The following is an 18,751-nucleotide window of genomic DNA, read 5'->3' on the forward strand; positions in this document are numbered from 1 at the left end:
CCCGGACTGCGGTGAAGATCTGACACCATTCTCCTGAATGGCTATGTTCACCGGAGAGCTCACCCGGTTGGCGGGTGGGCAGTCCAGGAGACGGATGGGACCGCGGAGTGCGGGGCTACGACCGCTACGAGGCTGACGACCACCTCTCGCAGTTCGAGGCCGAGATGGAGCGGCTGAGGACGGAGCGGGACAAGGCCGTCGACCACGCAGACGATCTCGGCTACCAGGTCGAGGTGCTGCGCGCCAAGCTGCACGAGGCGCGGCGTCAGCTTGCCCAGCCGCGGGCGTACGAGAACGTCAGCCACCAGGCCGAGCAGTTGCTGCGCAACGCGCAGATCCAGGCCGACCAACTGCGTGCGGACGCCGAGCGCGAGTCGCGTGAGGCCCGCGCCAACACCCAGCGGATGCTCCAGGAGCAGGCCGAGCGGCAGTCCCAGCTGGAGGCCGAGTGGCATGCCGAGGCGGTCGCCCGGCGCCGCCGCCTCGACGAGGAACTGGCCGAACGCCGCAGCACTGTCGAGACCCACGTCAACGAAAACGTGGCGTGGGCCGAGCAGTTGCGCGCCCGCTCCGAGTCGCAGGCGCGCCGTCTGATGGACGAGTCGCGCACCGAGGCCGAGGCGGCACTGACCGCCGCCCGCACGGAAGCGGCCAGACTGGCCGAACAGGCCCGCGATCGGCTGGAGTCGGCCGCCGTCGAGGCCCGCACCGAGGCCGAGACGATCTTGCGCCGGGCCCGTACCGACGCCGAGCGGCTGCTGACCCTCGCCGGGACGCAGGCCCAGGAAGCCACCGACCACGCCGAGCAGTTGCGCACCGGGGCGCGTACCGAGTCCGAGGAGGCGCGCCGCGAGGCCGCCGAGCTGGGCCGCCGCTCCGAACAGGCGCTGGCCGAGGCGGAGAGCGCCCTGCGGGAGGCGCGCGCCGAGGCCGAGCGGCTGCGGTCCGAGGCCGAGGAGACCGCCGCCAAGCGGCTGGCCAACGCCGAGGCGGACAACGAACAGCGCACCCGTACCGCGCGCGCCCAGATCGCCCGACTGGTGGCCGAGGCCACCAAGGAGGCGGAGGCACTCAAGGCGGAGGCCGAGCAGGCCCGCGACGACGCCCGCGCACAGGCCGAGCGGGCGGTCGCCGAGGCCCAGGAGGCGGCCCGGTCCGCGGCGGCCGAGGAGGCCACGGAACGGCTGGCCAAGGCCGCCCGTAGCGCCGAGGAGATCCTCGCCAAGGCCTCGCACGACGCCGAGGCGACCACCAAGTCGGCGGCAGAGGAGGCCGAACGGATCCGGCGCGAGGCCGACGCCGAGGCCGAACGGCTGCGCGCCGAGGCCGCGGAGACCGCCGAGCAGCTCAAGGGCGCGGCCAAGGACGACACCAAGGAATACCGCGCAAAGACCGTCGAGTTGCAGGAGGAGGCGCGCCGACTGCGCGGCGAGGCCGAGCAGTTGCGCGCCGAGGCCGTCGCCGAGGGCGAGCGGATCCGCGGTGAGGCACGCCGGGAGGCGCTGCAGCAGATCGAGGAGGCGGCGGGCACCGCCGAGGAACTGCTCGCCAAGGCCCGTACCGACGCCGACGAGCTGCGCCAAGGCGCCGCCACCGAGGCCGACCGGGTACGCGCCGAGGCCGTCGAGCGCGCCGCGACGCTGCGCCGCCAGGCCGAGGAGGCGCTGGAGCGGGCGGGCGGCGAGGCCGAGGAATTGCGCGGCGAGGCCGAGGAGGCCGCCGGGCAGCTCAGGGACGACGCCGAGCGGGCGGCCCAGCAGGTGCGCGAGGACGCCGAGGAGGCGGCGCGCCGGCTGCACGAGGATGCCCGCGCGGACCTCGAACGGCAACGTGCCGAGCTCCAGCAGCGGTTGACCGCGGCTGAGGAGGCCCTGCACGCCGCGGGTGACGAGGCGGACCGGCTGCGTCGCGAGGCGGCCGAGGAGGCCGAGCGGCTGCGCACCGAGGCGGCTGAGCGGGCCCGGGCGCTCAGCACCGAGGCCGAGGAGGAGGCCGAGCGGCTGCGCACCGAGGCGGCGGCCGACGCCTCCCAGGCGCGCGCCGAAGGCGAGGCGATCGCGGTACGGCTGCGCGGTGAAGCCACCGCGGAGGCCGAGGAGTTGCGTACCCAGGCGCGCGAGGCGGCCGACCGGCTGCGCACCGAGGCGGCGGCCACCGCGGAGCGGACCGAGGCCGAGGCGGCCGAGGCGCTGGCGGCGGCCCGCGAGGAGGCGGCCAGGCGCCGCCGGGAGGCCGAGGAGCTGCTCGCCGACGCGCGCGCCGAGGCGGAGCAGGAGCGCGGCCAGGCACGCGAGCAGAGCGAGGAGTTGCTGGCCGCCGCCCGCAAGCGGGTGGAGGACGCGGACGCGGAGGCCGAGCGGCTGGTCGCCGAGGCGGAGCAGCGTGCCGCGGAGCTGGTGGCGGCGGCCGAGCAGACCGCCCAGCAGGTACGGGAAGCGGTCGCCGGGCTGCACGAGCAGGCCGAGGAGGAGATCGCCGGGCTGCGGTCGGCGGCCGAGCACGCCGCGGAGCGGCTGCGCATCGAGGCCCGCGAGGACGCCGACCGGCTGCACGCCGAGGCCAACGCCGAGCGGGAGCGGGCGGGTTCGGACGCGGTACGCATCCGGAGCGAGGCCCACGAGGAGGCCCAGCTCGCCAAGGCGCTCGCCGAGCGGACCGTCACCGAGGCTCTCGCCGAGGCCGAGCGGATCCGCGACGAGGCCCGCGAGGACGCCAACCGCAAGCGCAGCGAAGCCGCGCAGCAGGCCGACGAGTTGGTCTCCGGCGCCGCCACCGAGGCCGAGCGGCTGCACGCCGAGGCCGAGGAGCGGGTGGCGCGCGCGGAGCGGGACGCCGAGCGCATCACCATCGGGGCGGAGAAGCTGCGTGAGGCGGCCGAGGAGCACGCCGCGCAGACCCGCGCCGAGACCGAGCGGGCGGCGGCAGCGGCGACCGCCGAAGCCGAGCGCATCGTCGACGAGGCCCGCGAGGTGGCCAACCGCAAGCGCAGCGAAGCCGCCGAGCAGGCCGACGAGTTGATCGGCAAGGCGACCACCGAGGCCGAGCGGATCAGCAACGAGGCGCAGGAGGCGGCGGTCAGGGCCGCCGCCACCGCGGAGGAGCAGGCGGACGCCATGGTCGGCGCCGCCCGCGCCGAGGCCGAACGCGTCATCACCGAGGCGCGCGGCGAGGCCAACGCCATGGTGGAGCAGTCCCGCACCGACGCGGACACGCTGCTGGCCGAGGCCCGCAGGGACGCCACCTCCACCAGGGAGCGGACCGACGAGCTACGCGCCCGGGTGGAGGCCGAGGTCGAGGAGTTGCACGAGCGGGCCCGCAAGGAGTCCGCGGAGGCGATGAAGTCGGCGGGCGAGCGGGTCGACAGGCTGGTGACCGTCGCCACCGAGCAGTTGACGGAGGCCGAGGAGAAGGCCCGCAAGCTCGTCGCGGACGCCGAGGAGGCGGCCGAGGAACTGTCGACGGCGGCGAACAGCGAGGCGAGCAAGGTCCGCATCGCGGCGGTGAAGAAGGCCGAGGGGCTGATCAAGGAAGCCGGTCAGAAGAAGACCGAGGCCGAGCGGACCGCGGAGCGCACCATCGCCGAGGCCCGCGCCGAGGCGGAGCGTATTGTCGACGAGGGCCGTCGCGAGCTCGATGTCCTCAAGCGCCGCCGCGAGGACATCAACGCGGAGATCTCCCGAGTTCAGGATGTGTTGGAGGCACTGGAGTCGTTCGAGGGAACCGGGTCCGGCGGGAGCAAGAAGTCGGGTGACCGCAGGGACGGACAGGGCGCGGTAAAGGCGGGTGCCGGCGCCGGTGTCACTCGTTCGGGTGGCAAGCGCTCCGATGACACGCCACTCGATTGAGCGCACATTCTCCAGATCCCTAGCGCAATGACTCGATGACACGCCGTCCTCACCCCTAGGATTCCCTCTATCACCTCACCGGCCTGAATTGACAGGAACCCCATGAGCGACACTTCCTCCCCCTTCGGCTTCGAGCTCGTGCGGCGTGGTTACGACCGCGGACAGGTGGACGACCGCATCACAAAGCTCGTCGCCGACCGAGACAGTGCACTGGCCCGGATCAGCGCCCTGGAGAAGCGCATCGAGGAACTGCACCTCGAAACCCAGAACGCGCAGGCCCAGATCAACGACGCCGAACCGTCGTACGCCGGTCTCGGCGCCCGCGTAGAGAAGATCCTCCGGCTCGCCGAGGAGGAGGCCAAGGACCTGCGCGAGGAGGCCCGTCGCGCCGCCGAGCAGCACCGTGAGTTGGCGGAGGGGGCCGCCAACCAGGTGCGCGCGGATGCCGAGTCGTTCGCCGCCGAGCGCAAGCAGAAGGCCGAGGACGAGGGCTCGCGGATCGTCGAGAAGGCCAAGACCGACGCGAGCCAGCTGCGGGCCGAGGCGAACAAGGACGCGCAGAACAAGCGCGAGGAGGCGGACGCCCTCTTCGAGGAGACTCGCGCCAAGGCCGCCCAGGCCGCCGCCGACTTCGAGACCAACCTCGCCAAGCGCCGCGAGCAGTCCGAGCGCGACCTCGCCTCGCGTCAGGCCAAGGCGGAGAAGCGTCTCGCCGAGATCGAGCACCGCGCCGAGCAGCTGCGCTTGGAGGCGGAGAAGCTGCGTACCGACGCCGAGCGCCGGGCCCGCCAGACGGTGGAGACCGCGCAGCGCCAGGCGGAGGACATCGTGGCCGACGCCAACGCGAAGGCGGACCGTATCCGCAGCGAATCCGAGCGCGAGCTGGCGGCGCTCACCAACCGCCGCGACAGCATCAACGCCCAGCTGACGAACGTCCGAGAGATGCTGGCCACGCTGACCGGCGCGGCGGTGGCGGCAGCCGCCGCCCCCGACGACGAACCGATCTCCCGCGGCGTGCCCGCACAGCAGAGCCGCTGACGCCCGGTCCAGTCCAGTCCAGAAGCCCCCGCCTTCGGCGGGGGCTTCTTGCTGGGGTTGCGGGTTCCTTCCGGGGGCAAGCCCCCGGACGCCCTGAAGGGTGGGTGGGAAGAACCCGCCGCAGGCGAAAAGCTCGCGACCGCGGCCCCGCCCCCTTAGCGTGTTGAACATGATCGAGCTGCAAGCTCTGACCAAGCACTTCGGCGACAAGGTGGCCGTGGACCACCTCACGTTCACCGTGCGGCCCGGCATCGTCACCGGCTTCCTCGGCCCCAACGGCGCGGGCAAGTCGACCACCATGCGGATGATGCTGGGGCTGGACCTGCCCACCGCCGGTGATGTGCGGATCAACGGCAAGCACTACGCGGATCTGCGGGAGCCGCTGACCTACATCGGCGCGCTGCTGGAGGCCAAGGCCTGGCACCCGGGGCGCAGCGCGTACCACCATCTGCTCTGCCTGGCGCAGTCCAACCGCATCCCGGCGCCACGGGTGCGCGAGGTACTCGACACCGTGGGGCTGACCTCGGTGGCCAAGAAGCGCACCAAGGGCTTCTCGCTCGGTATGGGCCAGCGCCTCGGCATCGCCGCCGCACTGCTCGGCGACCCGCGGGTGCTGCTCTTCGACGAACCGGTCAACGGCCTTGACCCCGAGGGCATCCACTGGATCCGCAACATGATGAAGGGTCTCGCGGCGCAGGGCCGTACGGTGTTCGTCTCCAGCCACCTGATGAGCGAGATGGCGCTCACCGCCGAACACCTGGTGGTGATCGGCCAGGGCAGGCTGCTGGCGGACACCTCGATGGCGGAGTTCATCGCGCAGAACGCACGCTCGTTCGTACGGATCCGCACCCCGCAGCCCGAGGCGTTGCGCGACGCCCTGCATTCGACCGGGATCACCGCGATGGCCTCGTCCGACGGCGCGTTCGAGGTCTCCGACGCGAGGGCGGCGCAGCTGGGCGAGCTGGCCGCCGAGCACCGGATCGTGCTGCATGAGCTGTCACCGCAGCAGGCCTCGTTGGAGGAGGCGTTCATGCGGCTCACCGCGGAGACGGTGGAGTACCACGCACACGACGGCGAGGAGCCGCCCGCCGAGGGGCGACCCGCCTGGGGCGAGGGCTGGAAGCAGAGCGAGGGAGCTTGACGATGGCGGCGACAGCGGCGGTCCTGAAGTCGGAGTGGACCAAGATCCGGTCAGTACGGTCCACGGTGTGGACACTCTCGCTCGCGGCGGTCATCACCATCGGACTCGGTCTGCTGATCTCGCTGCTCGCCAACAACGAGTTCCGCAAGATGCCGCTGCAGGAGCGGCTGACCTTCGACCCTACGTACATCAGCTTCGCGGGGATGGGTATCGGCCAGTTGCTGATGATCGTCTTCGGTGTCCTGGTGGTCTCCAACGAGTACTCCACCGGCATGATCCGCAGCTCGCTGGCGGCGGTACCGCAGCGCGGCCAGTTCCTCTTCGGCAAGATCACTATCGCCACCCTGCTGGCCCTGGTGGTCGGGGAGATCACCTCCTTCATCGCCTTCTTCGTCGGCCAGGCGATGCTGGGCAGTCACCGTACCCAGATCAGCAACCCCGGAGTGCTGCGCGCGGTGGTCGGCGGCGGGCTGTACATGGCGCTGATCGCGATGTTCGCGATGGGCTGCGCGGCGATGCTGCGCAGCCCGCTGCTGTCGCTGTCGATCCTGATGCCGTTCTTCTTCCTGATCTCCAACATCCTCGGCAGCGTCAGCGCCACCAAGAAGGTCGCCCGCTATCTGCCGGACCAGGCGGGCCAGAAGATCATGATGGTGGTCACCCGCAACGACGGGCGGCCGTACGGGCCTTGGGTGGGCCTGCTGATCATGGCGGCCTGGGTGGCCGCCGCGTTGCTCGGCGGATACGCGCTGTTGAAGAAGCGCGACGCCTGAGCGCTACGCTCCCGGTGTGGTGACACAACCGCGGCCGCGCAGCCTGGAGGCGCTCGGGCTGGACACCATCGCCGCGCAACAGCCGCTCAGCTACCCCGGCACGCCGGTCCACGAGCCCGGCCTGCTGCACCGCGGCGAACTGCTGCCGCTGCGCCCGCTGCCCGGCCCGGTGGGCCACTGGCGCGTCGACCCGCCGGGCCGCCGACTGGACGAACTGCTGGCGGAGTTGGAGCTGCCGCCGGTCGCCGAACGCGTCCCGGTCATGGCGGTCGGCTCCAACGGCTCCCCCGGCCAGCTGCGGAACAAGCTCACCTCGGCCGGGCTCGTCGCGACGGTCCCCATGATCCCGGTCCGGATCACCGGCATCGCGGTCGGTGTCTCCGCGCACATCAGCGTTCTGGGGTACGTCAGCGCCTCCCCGTACCTGGACAGCGGACGGGAGTCGACGCTGGTCGCCTCCTGGCTGGACGTCGATCAGCTCAGCACGATCGACGCCTCCGAAGCGCTCAACTTCCGCCGGATCGAGGTCTCCGGCGATCGCTTCCCGATGCGGCTGCCGTCCGGAGACGCACTGGCGGTGGCGTATTTGTACGCCAACATCCACGGCGTCCTCGCGCTGAACGGCCGCACCCCGCACCCCACCGGGAAACAGCGGGCCCTGCTGACCGAACTGCTGCGCGCCTCGGACCGGTTGCGTGAGCTGTTCGGACCCGATCCGGGCAGCTGGGTGGAGCGGGCCGCCGCGGATCCCCGGGCGCGCGCCGAGGGCAAACGGGTCTTCGTCGAGGAGGGCTGGACGCTACCCCAGCCCGGGCTGCTCGCCTTGCCGGGAACCACCACGCCCCCGGTAGCCTCCTAGGCACGGGGGGACGGGGGGCATCGCCCCATCTGCCGGTAGCGGGCGGAGCACGATCGAGGCACCGGGCCATACCAAGCGATACGGCGAGAAGACGGCCGTCTACACCCTGTCGTTCCAGGTACGTCCGGACACCGTCACCGGCTTCCCGGTCCCAACAGCGGGACCCGGGGCCGCAGCCCCAAAGCGGGGACCCAGAGCCGCAACCCCCAAAACAGGCCCGGGGGCGCAGCCCCAAAGCGGGGGCCAGGGGGCGCAGCCCCAAAGCGGGGGCCAGGGGGCGCAGCCCCAAAGCGGGGGCCAGGGGGCGCAGCCCCAAAGCGGGGGCCAGGGGCGCAGCCCCGAAGCGGGGGCCAGGGGGCGCAGCCCCAAAGCGGGGGCCAGGGGCGCAGCCCCCAAAGCGAGGCCGGGGCCGGAGCCCCCAAGCGAGGCCGGGGGGCGCAGCCCCCAAGCGGGGCCCGGGGCCGGAGCCCCCAAGCGGGGGCCCGGGGGCGCAGCCCCCGGTTAATGGCGTGGTGCATTACGGGACCGCTGGAGCTTCGCACTCCGGCGGTCCCTCGCATTCCAGCAAGCCCGATGCCAGTGCCGTCGGTCGTCCACTCCCCCGTACTCCGGCCAGGCCACGACATGGCCGACGCCCGGCGGGATCTCCTGGTCGCAACCGGGGCAACGGTAGGTCTTGCCGACGCTCCCCGCGACCGGGCGCATCACCCACTCCTCGCCCTGCCAACTCTCGGTGCGTTCAAGGCCGTGCCGGTCGCCCTCCGGCCGCGGATCGAGCTTGTCGGCCCGGTACGGGCGATTTCGGCGCGGCGACACGGGACACCTCACGGACAGGCGGCTTTCAACGGGTCCCCACCAGCGTACGCGGCACCGTCCCGCCCGGGTAACCAGCGGAATCCCGATCGACACCGGTCGGACAATCACGCAGTCACGAAATAACGGCGCTCACCCGTGCCTTCGGCACGTGTCGCGCGTTAATGCCACTGGGGAGCCTCGTCGGGCAGGGAAGAGGTGAATCACAATGCGCGTAGGGGTATTCGCGCTCTCGGCCCAGTTCCCGGGCCAGGGCCATCTGGAAGCGCTGCACCGCACGCTGCGGACCGCGGGTGCCGCCGAAGCCGCCGGACTCGACGCCGTATGGCTGGCCGAACACCACTTCATGCCATACGGGGTGTGCCCACAAGCCGCCACGCTGGCCGCGATGCTGCTGGGCCGTACCCGGCGGATCGGCGTCGGCACCGCGGTCAGCGTGCTGCCGACCGCACACCCGGTCACCCTCGGCGAGCAGGCGGCACTGCTGCATCTGACCTCCGGCGGGCGGTTCACGCTGGGGATCGGTCGCGGCGGTCCATGGCAGGACCTGGAGGTCTTCGGCACCGGCGTCGGAGCGTACGAGGAGGGCTTCCCCGAAGCACTTGACCTGCTGCTGCGCTGGCTGCGGGAACCGCGCGTCGGCGCGGACGGGCCGCGCTTCCGGTTCCGCGAGGTCCCGGTGGTGCCCCGCGCCGATGAGTTGGAGGAGTCATCGGGCCCGCCCGTGGTGATCGCCTGTACCTCGCCCGCGAGCGTGCGGCTCGCGGCGCAGCGGGGTCTGCCGATGCTGCTCGGCATGCACTGCGGGGACGAGGAGAAGGCGGAGATGACCGCGCTGTGGCGCAACACCGCGCTGGCGCTGGGACGTTCACCCGAAGAGGTGGCACAGGTAGCGCATGTCTCCGCCGGAGTCGTCCAGTTGGCGGACACCGAACGGGACGCCGTCGAGACGCTGAGCAAGGCGATGCCGGAGTGGCTGCGGCAGGGTCTGGCCGCTCATGTGACGGTGGACGGGCGGGTACGGCCGAAGCGTGACGCGGACGCGTACACGGAGTTGCTCTGCCGGCTGCACCCGGTGGGCACTCCCCGGCTGTGCGCCGACCGGCTCGCGGCGACCGCGGAGCGCACCGGAATCAGCCGTTTCGCGCTGCTCGCCGAGGGCTCCGGCGATCTGACCGGTACTGAGTTGAACGTCGCACGGCTGGGCAGTGAAGTGCTCCCGCTGCTGACGTAGCAGCGGGAGCGTCAAGAGTGCACAGGAGTCTCAGCAGTCCCTCAACTCCGGGGACTGGTTGAGCAGTTGTGCCCGCACCGAGGTGAAACGGGCATACGTCGGGTCGACGGAGGAGTCGAGCGGGAAGACGGCGACCCGATGGCAGTTCTGGAATGCGAGCCGGACCCCGAAGTGCCGCTGCAGAGCGCCTCGTATGGCGTCGCTGGCAAGCGCGCGCAGCAGCTGGCCACGCGCCTGCTCATCCGGCGGCGGAACCTGGTTGTCGGCGAACTCGCCGCCGTCCACCTTCAGTTGGGCCACCAGTGAGCTGATCATCTCCCATGCGAACGGCAGGGAGGTCCGGACGCAGTCGACGAATTGGGCTTCGTCGACCTCGCCTCGCTCGGCCTGTTCGAGGAGGGCCGGTGAGACGTCGAGCGACATGGGGTTCTCCTCTCGCGACCCCGCGCGGCGCACGGGGCCTAACGGGTGTCGGAGGGAAGCCGCCGAAAAATCTCCCGCACGGCGGACTCCCGCTACCCACCGTAGGGGGATCGGTACTGCCGCACCAGAAGCTTGCGCCCACAACCGGCCAACCTCGCATGCCCGCCCTGTCCCCGAATGCGCATCCTGTCGCCGGATCCGGAGCACCGGCCGCCGATGCCGCACGGCTGGAAGATCAGAATGCGCGCCAGGGGGAGGTTCGAGTAGCGTTGCGGACCGTGCGTCTCGTCATTGCTCGTTGCTCCGTGGACTACGCAGGTCGGCTTACCGCCCACCTGCCGTCGGCGCCGCGACTTCTGCTGATAAAAGCCGATGGCAGTGTGTCGATCCATGCGGATGACCGTGCCTACAAACCCCTCAACTGGATGTCGCCGCCGTGCACCCTCAAGGAGGGGGACGGCGTCTGGACAGTGGTCAACAAGGCGGGGGAACAGCTCATCATCACCTTGGAGGAGGTGCTGCACGACTCCTCCCACGAGTTGGGCGTAGACCCCGGCCTCATCAAGGACGGTGTGGAGGCACACCTCCAGGAACTCCTCGCCGACCGCATCGAAACCCTCGGCGAGGGCTGGACGCTTATTCGGCGTGAATACCCCACGGCCATCGGCCCGGTCGACATCCTGTGCCGGGACGCCGACGGCGGAACGGTCGCGGTGGAGATCAAGCGGCGCGGCGAGATCGACGGTGTGGAGCAGCTCACCCGCTATCTGGAACTGCTCAACCGCGATCCGCACCTGGCCCCGGTGAAGGGTGTCTTCGCCGCCCAGGAGATCAAGCCGCAGGCGCGGGTGCTCGCCACCGACCGCGGTATCTCCTGTGCCGTGCTCGACTACGACGGACTGCGCGGCATCGAGGACGACAAGCTGCGGCTGTTCTAGTCCCGCGGGTACGGAAGAGCCCCGGCGCACCATGCGCCGGGGCTCTTCTGTTGGCCGGGGGCCGCTGGACAGGCGCTAGGCGGCGCTGCCGCTGAGGGCTGTGCTGGGAGTCGTCGTCCCGCGGCCGGAACCGGACTCGCTGGGAGCCGCACCGCTGGCCGTGGTCGACGTCCCCGAGCTCGGGGTGATCGGGGGCTTGGACGTCGGCGGAGGGGGCGGGGTGGAACTCTGCGACGGCGAGGATGACTTGGTGGGGGGCGGCGGCGGGGGCGTCTGGGACGTCGGAGGCTGCGAGCTCGGCGGCTGGGTCGGCCCGGTGCCGCTCGGAGTGGTCGCGCCGCCGTCCGGCGATCCGGTGGACGGTGTCCCGGGCGCCGGGCCGGTGGAGGCACGGTGGCCCGGGGAGCCGGGCTGTGCGGAGTGCCGCGGTGTGTGGCCCGCGGGCGTGGGCTGGCCGGCGGGGAGGTCGCCGTCGCCGCCGATGTCCTGCGTGGCCGATTCCGAGGGGTTGACGTTCATCGGCGTGTTCTGCGTGGCCTTGTGGTCGGACGTGGCGCCGAGCGTGACGACCGTGCCGAGTACCGCGGCGAGCACCGCTCCCGCGCCCGCCGCGATCAGGTTCCGGCGCGATCCGGCGAGCAGCGCGATGCGCCGACGCGGCGGGGCGGCCACCGGTTGCCGGGTGACGACGGTCGGGGCGGTCTGCTCTACGGGATGCGGCGGCCGTAGGGTCAGCGGGGACTGCGATGCCTCGCTACGGGAGATGGGGATCTCCTCGGCGGCCTGGGTACGCACCGGCGTCGGCCCGGCCGCCCGGTCGGTGACCAGTGCGAGGGTGCGGCGGCCGACGATGGTGCCCTGCCGGTCGGCGAGCACGCCGCGCATGCCGATGGACGCCTCCAGCTCGGTGCGCGCCCGGTCCAGATTGCCGGTGCACAGCGCGAGGACGCCCAACTCGTGGTGGAAGTAGGCCTCTTCACCGACCTCACCGGCGAGTCGTGCGGCCTCCTGCCCGACCCGCAGCGCGCGCTCCCACGCGCTCCAGTTCAGCGCGGCGGCGAACGCCGGGGCGGCGGTGTGCGCCAGCAGCACCGCGGAGCTCGGGTGGCCGCCGTCGCGGCTGGCGGACATCGCGGCCAGGATGGCGTCCGCCTCGTCGGCGACCCGCTCCGCGTCGACCGACGGATGCCCGGCCCACCATGCGTAGTGCTGGGCGGGCGCCTGCGCCCGTTCCCGCTGCCCGGCGTCGCCCGCCGCGGTGAGCTGCTGGAGCACCCCGGCGGCGAGCCGGAAGTGCGAGGCGACCGGAGTGGCCAGACCGCAGGCGACGAGTTCGGCGAGCGCGGAGTCGGCGTGTGTGTCACCGACCAGCGCGGGCAGATGCGACTGGTGGGGGCACTCACCGCCGAGCGCGATGGCGAAGGACAGTACCTCGCTGGCGTTCGAGCTCAGCCGGGAGGCGAGCAGTTGGGCCGGGGCGGCGCTCTCCGCCAGTGACGGCAGTGGGGCTCGGCCGGGCACCGCGTCGGGATCGAACGGGTTGTCATCCACCTGGTCGTCGGACTGGTCCGCGCGCTGCCGCAGGGCGGCACGCTGCCGCAGCAGCGCTCCGGCCTGGACGAAGCGCAGCGGCAGGCCCTCGGACTCGAACCACAGGTCCGCCGCCCAGGCGCCCTCATCCTCGGTGAGCGGGCGTTCGACGGCCCGCTCCAGCAGCTCCACACAGGCGGCCTTGGACAGGCCGGGGAGGAAGACCTCCTCGATCTGCGAGTCGGCGGAAGGGGCGGCGACCTCGGGGGTGGCGGAGATCAGGAAGGCGCATTCGGGCGCCGAGCCGAGGAGTTCCTCAAGGGCCGCGCCACCGAAGTCGATGTCGTCCAGGACGACGACGGCGCCGATGTCGCCCGCGAGTTCCCGCAGCCACGCCCGGTCGGGGAGGTGGTGGTTGGCGCGGTACACGGCCGCGTAGAGGTCGTGCAGCAGATCGCCGGGGGTACGGCGGTAGCCGGAAAGGCGTATGACGCCGTCGGGCGCCAGGCCGACACACCGGTCGGCTATGGCGGCGAGCAGTGCGGTGCGGCCGCAGCCCGAGGGCCCGGTGACCCGTACCGAGCGGCCTCGGCCGAGCAGCCGTACCAGCCGCTCGCTCTCCTCCGACCGCTCCAGCAGCGGCGGTTCCGGCGCCGACGGACCGGCGGACGCCACCGGCCGGGCGGCGCGGTCGCGGGCCGCGCGCTCCTCGGGGGTGCGCCGGACCGCCGTGGGTATCCGGTCCGGCGGGCAGAGGACGACCTCGCTGCCGTCTATGGGGTTGACGGTGAGCAGGTAGTCGCCCGCCACGAGCTGGGCGACGCGGGCGGTGCCAGGACCGTTCCCCGCGCCGGGCTGCGCTCCGGCTGACTCCCGCGACGGACGTGGTGGTCGCCGGGTCGACAGGGTGTCCTCACCGCCCGCCACCGGGTGGTCCCCGGGCATTGGCGATCCGAAGGCGTCATGGTCCTCGGGTCCACGGCTTTGTGGGTCCATCGTCTCCGCCCCCCAGAGCGATTCGCGTACGGGATGTCGTACCGGAAGCCCGTACGTCCGAACTTGGGACCGGCCCGGTTGCCTTGCAACGGCGTGCCGGGCGGCACGCCGGGAACCGAACCCTACTGTGTTCTCCCAGGGACTGTTACACCAGCGCCGGCACCGCGGGCCCCGGCCCCCCGGCCCGCACAGTATGGCCGCACAGCCGGGACGGCAGGCCCTGGGCGGCCCGCCCGTCCGCGGCACTAGGGGCGCGTCGACGGGTCCGCCGTGAGCCCCCGCTCGATGGTGAGGATGCGGTGCAGTCGCGTCGCCACCAGCAGCCGTTCCATCTGCGGGGGCACACCGCGCAGCACCAGCCGTCGGTTCGCCCGTCCGGCGCGCCGGTGTGCCCCCATGATCACGCCAAGGCCCGTGGCATCCCACGAGTCCAGTTCGGTCAGATCCAGCACCAGGTCACCTTGGCCGGAGTCGACAGCGGAATGCAGGACGGTACGGGCGTCCGCCGCGCTCCGGACATCGAGGCGGCCCCCGACGCTGAGCTGGGCGTGGTCGCCCCAGATGTGCATGCTCGCTCCCAAGGTGTGTGGATCCCCGTTGTCCGTGCCGATCGTCTCTCCAGTCTCACCGCAACTGACGATTCGTCGCATCCAAGGGTTGCCGTCCGTGAGCGAACCGATACCGAATTCACTCTTCGGGGTGAAGGCGTAGGCCGCGACGCGGTCGCCCGCGCTGGTACTGGCGCGCCGTCCGCCGCTTCAGTAGCGGTAGAAGCCCTGGCCGCTCTTGCGACCGATGTCGCCCGCGTCAACCATGCGCCGCATCAGCTCCGGCGGGGCGAACTTCTCGTCCTGCGACTCGGTGTAGATGTTGCTGGTGGCGTGCAGCAGGATGTCGACACCGGTGAGGTCGGTGGTGGCCAGCGGACCCATGGCGTGTCCGAAGCCGAGCTTGCAGGCGGTGTCGATGTCCTCGGCCGAGGCGACGCCGGACTCGTAGAGCTTGACGGCCTCCACCACGAGGGCGGAGATCAGCCGGGTGGTGACGAAGCCCGCGACATCGCGGTTGACGACGATGCAGGTCTTGCCGATCTCCTCGGCGAAGGTCCGGGCGGCGGCCAGCGTCTCGTCACTGGTCTTGTAGCCGCGGACCAGCTCGCACAGCTGCATCATCGGCACCGGCGAGAAGAAGTGCGTGCCGACCACCCGCTCCGGCCGCTCGGTCACCGCGGCGATCTTGGTGATCGGAATGGCCGAGGTGTTGGAGGCGAGGATCGCCTCCTCGCGGACGATCTTGTCGAGGGCGCGGAAGATGTCCTGCTTGACCTCGATCTTCTCGAAGACCGCCTCGACGACGATGTCGGCGTCGGCGACCGCGTCGAGGTCGGTGGTCGTGGTGATGCGGCCGAGCGCGGCCTCGGCGGTGGCGGCGTCCAGCTTGCCCTTGGCGACGAACTTCTCGTACGACGCCTGGATGCCGCCCTTGCCCCGGGCCAGTGCCTCGTCGGTGACATCACGCAGCACGACCTCGTAGCCCGCCTGGGCCGATACCTGTGCGATGCCGGAGCCCATCAGACCGGCTCCGATGACGGCGAGCTTCTTCGCCACGACACACCCCTCTATTGGACGTCTTTGGGCGGACCTTAACGTCCGTTCACCACTGCGCGCAGTATGAAGAGGCTCGCGTCACTATGTGTTCTTCGCCGCATAGTTGAGAACCCGCTCGCCCAACAGGTCCTCCATCTCGTCGAGGAGGTCGAGTGCCTCCCTGGAGACCTCCGCGGGCTTGCGGCCCGCCACCATCTCGCGGCCGACGTATCCCATGAGCGTGGTCTGCAACCAGGCGAGTTGGGAGCCGACAAGGAGCGGCAGCGGATCGTCGGGGGCGGCCGCCATCTCCTCACGCAGGGTCCGCTCGACGGATTCGACGACCTCCTGCTGCAGGTACCACAGGCGCGCCTTGAGGGCGTGTGATTCCTCGATGACGCGCATGAAGCGGTCATATCCATCGAACAGCCCAACGGACGGCGACACTTCCTCCACCTGTCCGCGCAGCTCGCGCAGTACGGCCGCGGCGGCCGACTCCCCCTTGCCGCGGCCTCGCACATACCGGGGAAGGCGGTCGATCACGCCCTGGCTCCGATCGAAGAAGAGGTCCTCCTTCGCGGGGAAGTAGTTGTACACGGTGTTGACGGAGACATCGGCGGCGGCGGCGATCTCCGCGATGGTCACCGCGTCGAACCCGCGCCCCAGGAACAGCCCGGTCGCGATGTCCGAGATGTTCTGCCGGGTCCGCCGCTTCTTCCGCTCCCTGAGCCCCTCTTCCGCCATGCCCCCATCCTAGCTTTGCTGGGGCTGATGAAATTTTGGAGGCATTGCAAAATTTAAGAGACCCTGCTTTTCTTGCGCCATGGCAGTCATCAGTACGTCCGGGCTCGCCCGGACCTTCCAGACCAGGAGCGGCCCGGTCCAGGCCGTACGCGGCATCGACCTCACCGTGCAGGCCGGCGAGATCCTGGGCTTCCTCGGCCCCAACGGCGCCGGAAAGACCACCACCTTGCGGATGCTCACCACGCTGCTCGCGCCGACCGGTGGAGCCGCCACCGTGGCGGGCTGCGACCTCGTCCGCGATCCGGCCGGGGTACGGCAGAAGACCGGGTATGTCGCCCAGTCAGGCGGCGTCGACCCGAGCATCTCCGTACGGGAGGAACTGGTCACCCAGGGACGGCTCTACCGGCTGTCCAAGGCCGAAGCCGAGGCGCGCGCCGAGGAGTTGGCCCGCGAGCTCGACCTGACCGAACTTCTGGAGCGCAAGTGCGCCGCATTGTCCGGCGGACAGCGGCGGCGGCTGGACATCGCCATGGGCCTCGCCCACCGGCCCGCGGTGCTCTTCCTGGACGAGCCGACCACCGGACTCGACCCGGGCAGCCGCTCCGACCTGTGGGACCTGGTCCGGCTCATCCGCGCGCAGTGGGGCACCACCGTCTTCCTCACCACGCACTACCTGGACGAGGCCGACGCGCTCTCCGACCGACTGGTCATCGTCGACCAGGGCCGGATCGTCGCGGACGGCACCCCGATCGCCCTCAAGAGGCGATACGCGGGCTCGCCCGACGCGACCTTGCAGGACACCTTCCTCGCCATCACCGGGCGCGGGGTCACGCCCCAGGACGCCACCCCCGTCGCCGTCTAGGAGCCCTCGTTGACCACTTTCCTCGCCGACACCGCGCTGGTCTTCGGGCGTTACGCCCGTCAGACGCTGCGCTCCAAGATTCAGATCCTCTTCGGCGCCCTGATGCCGGTGCTCTACCTGCTGCTCTACGGACCGCTGCTGACCGGAATGCCGCTGGCCTCCCGCGGCAGTTCCTGGCAGGTGCTGGTCCCTGGTCTGCTGCTGCAACTCGGGCTGTTCGGCGCCGCGTTCTGTGGTTTCGCCATCATCATCGAGAAGCAGCACGGCGTCGTGGAGCGGATGCGGGTCACCCCGGTCAGCAGGCTCGCGCTGCTGCTGGGCAGGGTGCTGCGGGACGCGGCGCTGTTCGTCTTCCAGGCCGTGCTGGTGATCCTCGTCGCGTTGGCCATGGGTCTGCGCGCACCGCTGTTCGGCATCGTTCTCGGCTTCGCGTTCGTCGCCGCGATGGCGGTCTCGCTCGCCTCGCTGTCGTACTCGCTCGCGATGCGGGTGTCCACCCCGCAGTCGTTCGGCCCGCTGGTCAACGCGGTCAACATGCCCGCGATGCTGTTGTCCGGCCTGATGCTGCCGATGTCGCTCGCGCCCGGCTGGCTGAACGTGCTCTCGCACCTCATGCCGTTCCGCTATCTGGTCGACGCGGTACGGGCCGCCTTCGTCGGCGACTACGGCGGCAGCACGATGCTCTACGGGGTGCTGGTGGCCGCGGCGCTCCTGGCCGTCTCGGTGACCACGGGGACGCGGCTGTTCCGTAAGGCCGAGGCCTGACCATCGTCCGCCGGACAGGCCATAGGCTCGTCTCATGGTCAATCTGACGCGCATCTACACCAGGACCGGCGACAACGGCAGCACCGCCCTCGGCGACATGAGCCGGGCCCCCAAGACCGACCCGCGGATCGCGGCGTACGCCGACGCCAACGAGGCGAACGCCGCGATCGGCGTGGCGATCGCGCTGGGCGCACTGCCGGGGGAGGTCGCCAACGTCTTGGTCCGGGTGCAGAACGACCTGTTCGACGTCGGGGCGGACCTCGCCACACCGGTCGTGGAGAACCCCAAGTACCCGCCGCTGCGCGTCGAGCAGAGCTACATCGACAAGCTGGAAGCCGACTGCGACCGCTTCCTGGCCGACCTGGAGAAGCTACGCAGTTTCATCCTGCCCGGCGGCACCCCGGGCGCCGCACTCCTCCACCAGGCCTGCACGGTGGTCCGCCGCGCCGAACGCACCACCTGGGCCGCCCTGGAGTCCCACGGCGAAACGATGAACCCGCTGACCGCGAAGTACCTGAACCGCCTCTCCGACCTGCTGTTCATCCTGGCGCGGACAGCGAACAAGGAACGCGGCGACGTCCTGTGGGTACCCGGAGAAAACCGCTGACACCTGACAGCAGGACATCGCGTAAGGCCGGGGACCGCTTCCCTACCACCGGCCCCCAGCGCCGCGGCCACTCACCACCGCGGCAGCAGCATGACACACAGCCACAAACCCGAAACCCCTCTCCCACCCGGCCAGGGGTCCGGGGGTCGCCCCCGAAAAACACAGCATCCTGGCGCGGACAGCGAACAAGGAACGCGGCGACGTCCTGTGGGTACCCGGAGAAAACCGCTGACACCTGACAGCAGGGCATCGCGTAAGGCCGGGGACCGCTTCCCTACCGCCGGCCCCCAGCCCTGCGGCCACTCACCACCGCGGCAGCAGCATGACACACAGCCACAAACCCGAAACCCCTCTCCCACCCGGCCAGGGGTCCGGGGGTCGCCCCCGAAAAACACAGCATCCCGGCGCGGACAGCGAACAAGGAACGCGGCGACGTCCTGTGGGTACCCGGAGAAAACCGCTGACACCTGGCGGGCCGGGTTCGGCGTGAGGTCGCGGCCGGTGCGGAACCCCCGGACCGCGCCGTCCTGGTTGCTCGCCGTCGCGGCGGAACAATCTTCGGGGCGTCCCAAAAGAAGATCGCCGGGGGGCGTTCCC

Annotated in this window: 16 protein-coding genes; 10 read left to right on the forward strand and 6 right to left on the reverse strand. The window is 71.3% G+C overall.

Annotated features, from left to right (window positions below):
* Positions 1-107 precede the first annotated feature (107 nt).
* The 5 genes from scy (at position 108) to P2L57_RS01675 (ending at position 7,656) form a co-directional block, all read left to right on the forward strand.
* Positions 108-3,845 carry a polarized growth protein Scy gene (gene scy / locus P2L57_RS01655; protein ID WP_275807598.1) on the forward strand — a complete coding sequence of 1,246 codons (3,738 nt, stop codon included), beginning with the start codon at positions 108-110 and terminating at the stop codon, positions 3,843-3,845.
* Between the two features lie 102 nt (positions 3,846-3,947).
* Positions 3,948-4,883 (forward strand): coiled-coil domain-containing protein, encoded by a 936-nt coding sequence (locus P2L57_RS01660; protein WP_275806949.1) that lies wholly within the window; start codon positions 3,948-3,950, stop codon positions 4,881-4,883.
* A 169-nt stretch (positions 4,884-5,052) separates the two neighbouring features.
* Complete coding sequence (locus tag P2L57_RS01665; RefSeq protein WP_275806952.1) at positions 5,053-6,024, forward strand: DUF8746 domain-containing protein; 972 nt, start codon at positions 5,053-5,055, stop codon at positions 6,022-6,024.
* A gap of 2 nt (positions 6,025-6,026) precedes the next feature.
* Positions 6,027-6,797, forward strand: coding sequence for an ABC transporter permease (locus tag P2L57_RS01670; RefSeq protein WP_275806955.1), 771 nt, complete (start codon positions 6,027-6,029; stop codon positions 6,795-6,797).
* 16 nt (positions 6,798-6,813) lie between these two features.
* On the forward strand, positions 6,814-7,656 hold the full coding sequence (locus tag P2L57_RS01675) for a hypothetical protein (RefSeq protein WP_275806958.1): 843 nt from the start codon (positions 6,814-6,816) through the stop codon (positions 7,654-7,656).
* Between the two features lie 501 nt (positions 7,657-8,157).
* On the opposite strand, the gene P2L57_RS01680 is transcribed toward P2L57_RS01675, so the two are convergent.
* The gene (locus tag P2L57_RS01680) at positions 8,158-8,472 is read right to left on the reverse strand and encodes an Rv1322 family protein (protein ID WP_275806961.1); all 315 of its coding nucleotides are present in this window, start codon (positions 8,470-8,472) and stop codon (positions 8,158-8,160) included.
* 205 nt (positions 8,473-8,677) lie between these two features.
* Here P2L57_RS01680 and P2L57_RS01685 point away from each other — a divergent pair, with 205 nt between their 5' ends.
* The gene (locus P2L57_RS01685) at positions 8,678-9,703 is read left to right on the forward strand and encodes an LLM class flavin-dependent oxidoreductase (RefSeq protein ID WP_275806964.1); all 1,026 of its coding nucleotides are present in this window, start codon (positions 8,678-8,680) and stop codon (positions 9,701-9,703) included.
* Between the two features lie 30 nt (positions 9,704-9,733).
* Here P2L57_RS01685 and P2L57_RS01690 read toward each other — a convergent pair whose 3' ends face one another.
* The gene (locus P2L57_RS01690) at positions 9,734-10,126 is read right to left on the reverse strand and encodes an SCO5389 family protein (protein ID WP_275806967.1); all 393 of its coding nucleotides are present in this window, start codon (positions 10,124-10,126) and stop codon (positions 9,734-9,736) included.
* A gap of 278 nt (positions 10,127-10,404) precedes the next feature.
* Here P2L57_RS01690 and nucS point away from each other — a divergent pair, with 278 nt between their 5' ends.
* The gene (gene nucS / locus P2L57_RS01695) at positions 10,405-11,064 is read left to right on the forward strand and encodes an endonuclease NucS (protein WP_275806970.1); all 660 of its coding nucleotides are present in this window, start codon (positions 10,405-10,407) and stop codon (positions 11,062-11,064) included.
* A gap of 75 nt (positions 11,065-11,139) precedes the next feature.
* On the opposite strand, the gene P2L57_RS01700 is transcribed toward nucS, so the two are convergent.
* The 4 genes from P2L57_RS01700 to P2L57_RS01715 form a co-directional block, all read right to left on the reverse strand.
* Positions 11,140-13,539 carry an ATP-binding protein gene (locus P2L57_RS01700; protein ID WP_308292422.1) on the reverse strand — a complete coding sequence of 800 codons (2,400 nt, stop codon included), beginning with the start codon at positions 13,537-13,539 and terminating at the stop codon, positions 11,140-11,142.
* A 296-nt stretch (positions 13,540-13,835) separates the two neighbouring features.
* On the reverse strand, positions 13,836-14,159 hold the full coding sequence (locus tag P2L57_RS01705) for an STAS domain-containing protein (protein ID WP_275806976.1): 324 nt from the start codon (positions 14,157-14,159) through the stop codon (positions 13,836-13,838).
* A gap of 189 nt (positions 14,160-14,348) precedes the next feature.
* Positions 14,349-15,197 carry a 3-hydroxyacyl-CoA dehydrogenase family protein gene (locus P2L57_RS01710; RefSeq protein ID WP_275806979.1) on the reverse strand — a complete coding sequence of 283 codons (849 nt, stop codon included), beginning with the start codon at positions 15,195-15,197 and terminating at the stop codon, positions 14,349-14,351.
* An 81-nt stretch (positions 15,198-15,278) separates the two neighbouring features.
* Positions 15,279-15,920, reverse strand: coding sequence for a TetR/AcrR family transcriptional regulator (locus tag P2L57_RS01715; RefSeq protein WP_275806983.1), 642 nt, complete (start codon positions 15,918-15,920; stop codon positions 15,279-15,281).
* Between the two features lie 79 nt (positions 15,921-15,999).
* On the opposite strand from P2L57_RS01715, the gene P2L57_RS01720 reads away from it, so the two are divergent.
* From P2L57_RS01720 to P2L57_RS01730, 3 genes are read left to right on the forward strand one after another with little or no spacing between them, the layout of a single operon-like run.
* Positions 16,000-16,782, forward strand: a complete 783-nt coding sequence (locus P2L57_RS01720) for an ABC transporter ATP-binding protein (protein ID WP_275806986.1) — start codon at positions 16,000-16,002, stop codon at positions 16,780-16,782.
* A 9-nt stretch (positions 16,783-16,791) separates the two neighbouring features.
* A complete protein-coding gene (locus P2L57_RS01725; RefSeq protein ID WP_275806989.1) occupies positions 16,792-17,547 on the forward strand; it encodes an ABC transporter permease in 756 nt (251 codons plus the stop codon).
* 34 nt (positions 17,548-17,581) lie between these two features.
* Positions 17,582-18,154, forward strand: coding sequence for a cob(I)yrinic acid a,c-diamide adenosyltransferase (locus P2L57_RS01730; RefSeq protein WP_275806991.1), 573 nt, complete (start codon positions 17,582-17,584; stop codon positions 18,152-18,154).
* Positions 18,155-18,751 lie beyond the last annotated feature (597 nt).

The organism is Streptantibioticus ferralitis (assembly GCF_029223525.1).
Classification (GTDB): Bacteria; Actinomycetota; Actinomycetes; order Streptomycetales; family Streptomycetaceae; genus Streptantibioticus_A; species Streptantibioticus_A ferralitis.

What these genes read in the sequence shown, in the direction of transcription:
- P2L57_RS01685 (WP_275806964.1), top strand. Translation starts at nt 8,678, where the DNA reads ATGCGCGTAGGGGTATTCGCGCTCTCGGCCCAGTTCCCGGGCCAGGGC.
- P2L57_RS01720 (WP_275806986.1), top strand. Translation starts at nt 16,000, where the DNA reads ATGGCAGTCATCAGTACGTCCGGGCTCGCCCGGACCTTCCAGACCAGG.
- P2L57_RS01730 (WP_275806991.1), top strand. Translation starts at nt 17,582, where the DNA reads ATGGTCAATCTGACGCGCATCTACACCAGGACCGGCGACAACGGCAGC.
- P2L57_RS01670 (WP_275806955.1), top strand. Translation starts at nt 6,027, where the DNA reads ATGGCGGCGACAGCGGCGGTCCTGAAGTCGGAGTGGACCAAGATCCGG.
- P2L57_RS01705 (WP_275806976.1), bottom strand. Translation starts at nt 14,159, where the DNA reads ATGCACATCTGGGGCGACCACGCCCAGCTCAGCGTCGGGGGCCGCCTC.
- P2L57_RS01700 (WP_308292422.1), bottom strand. Translation starts at nt 13,539, where the DNA reads ATGCCCGGGGACCACCCGGTGGCGGGCGGTGAGGACACCCTGTCGACC.
- P2L57_RS01665 (WP_275806952.1), top strand. Translation starts at nt 5,053, where the DNA reads ATGATCGAGCTGCAAGCTCTGACCAAGCACTTCGGCGACAAGGTGGCC.
- P2L57_RS01660 (WP_275806949.1), top strand. Translation starts at nt 3,948, where the DNA reads ATGAGCGACACTTCCTCCCCCTTCGGCTTCGAGCTCGTGCGGCGTGGT.
- P2L57_RS01715 (WP_275806983.1), bottom strand. Translation starts at nt 15,920, where the DNA reads ATGGCGGAAGAGGGGCTCAGGGAGCGGAAGAAGCGGCGGACCCGGCAG.
- P2L57_RS01690 (WP_275806967.1), bottom strand. Translation starts at nt 10,126, where the DNA reads ATGTCGCTCGACGTCTCACCGGCCCTCCTCGAACAGGCCGAGCGAGGC.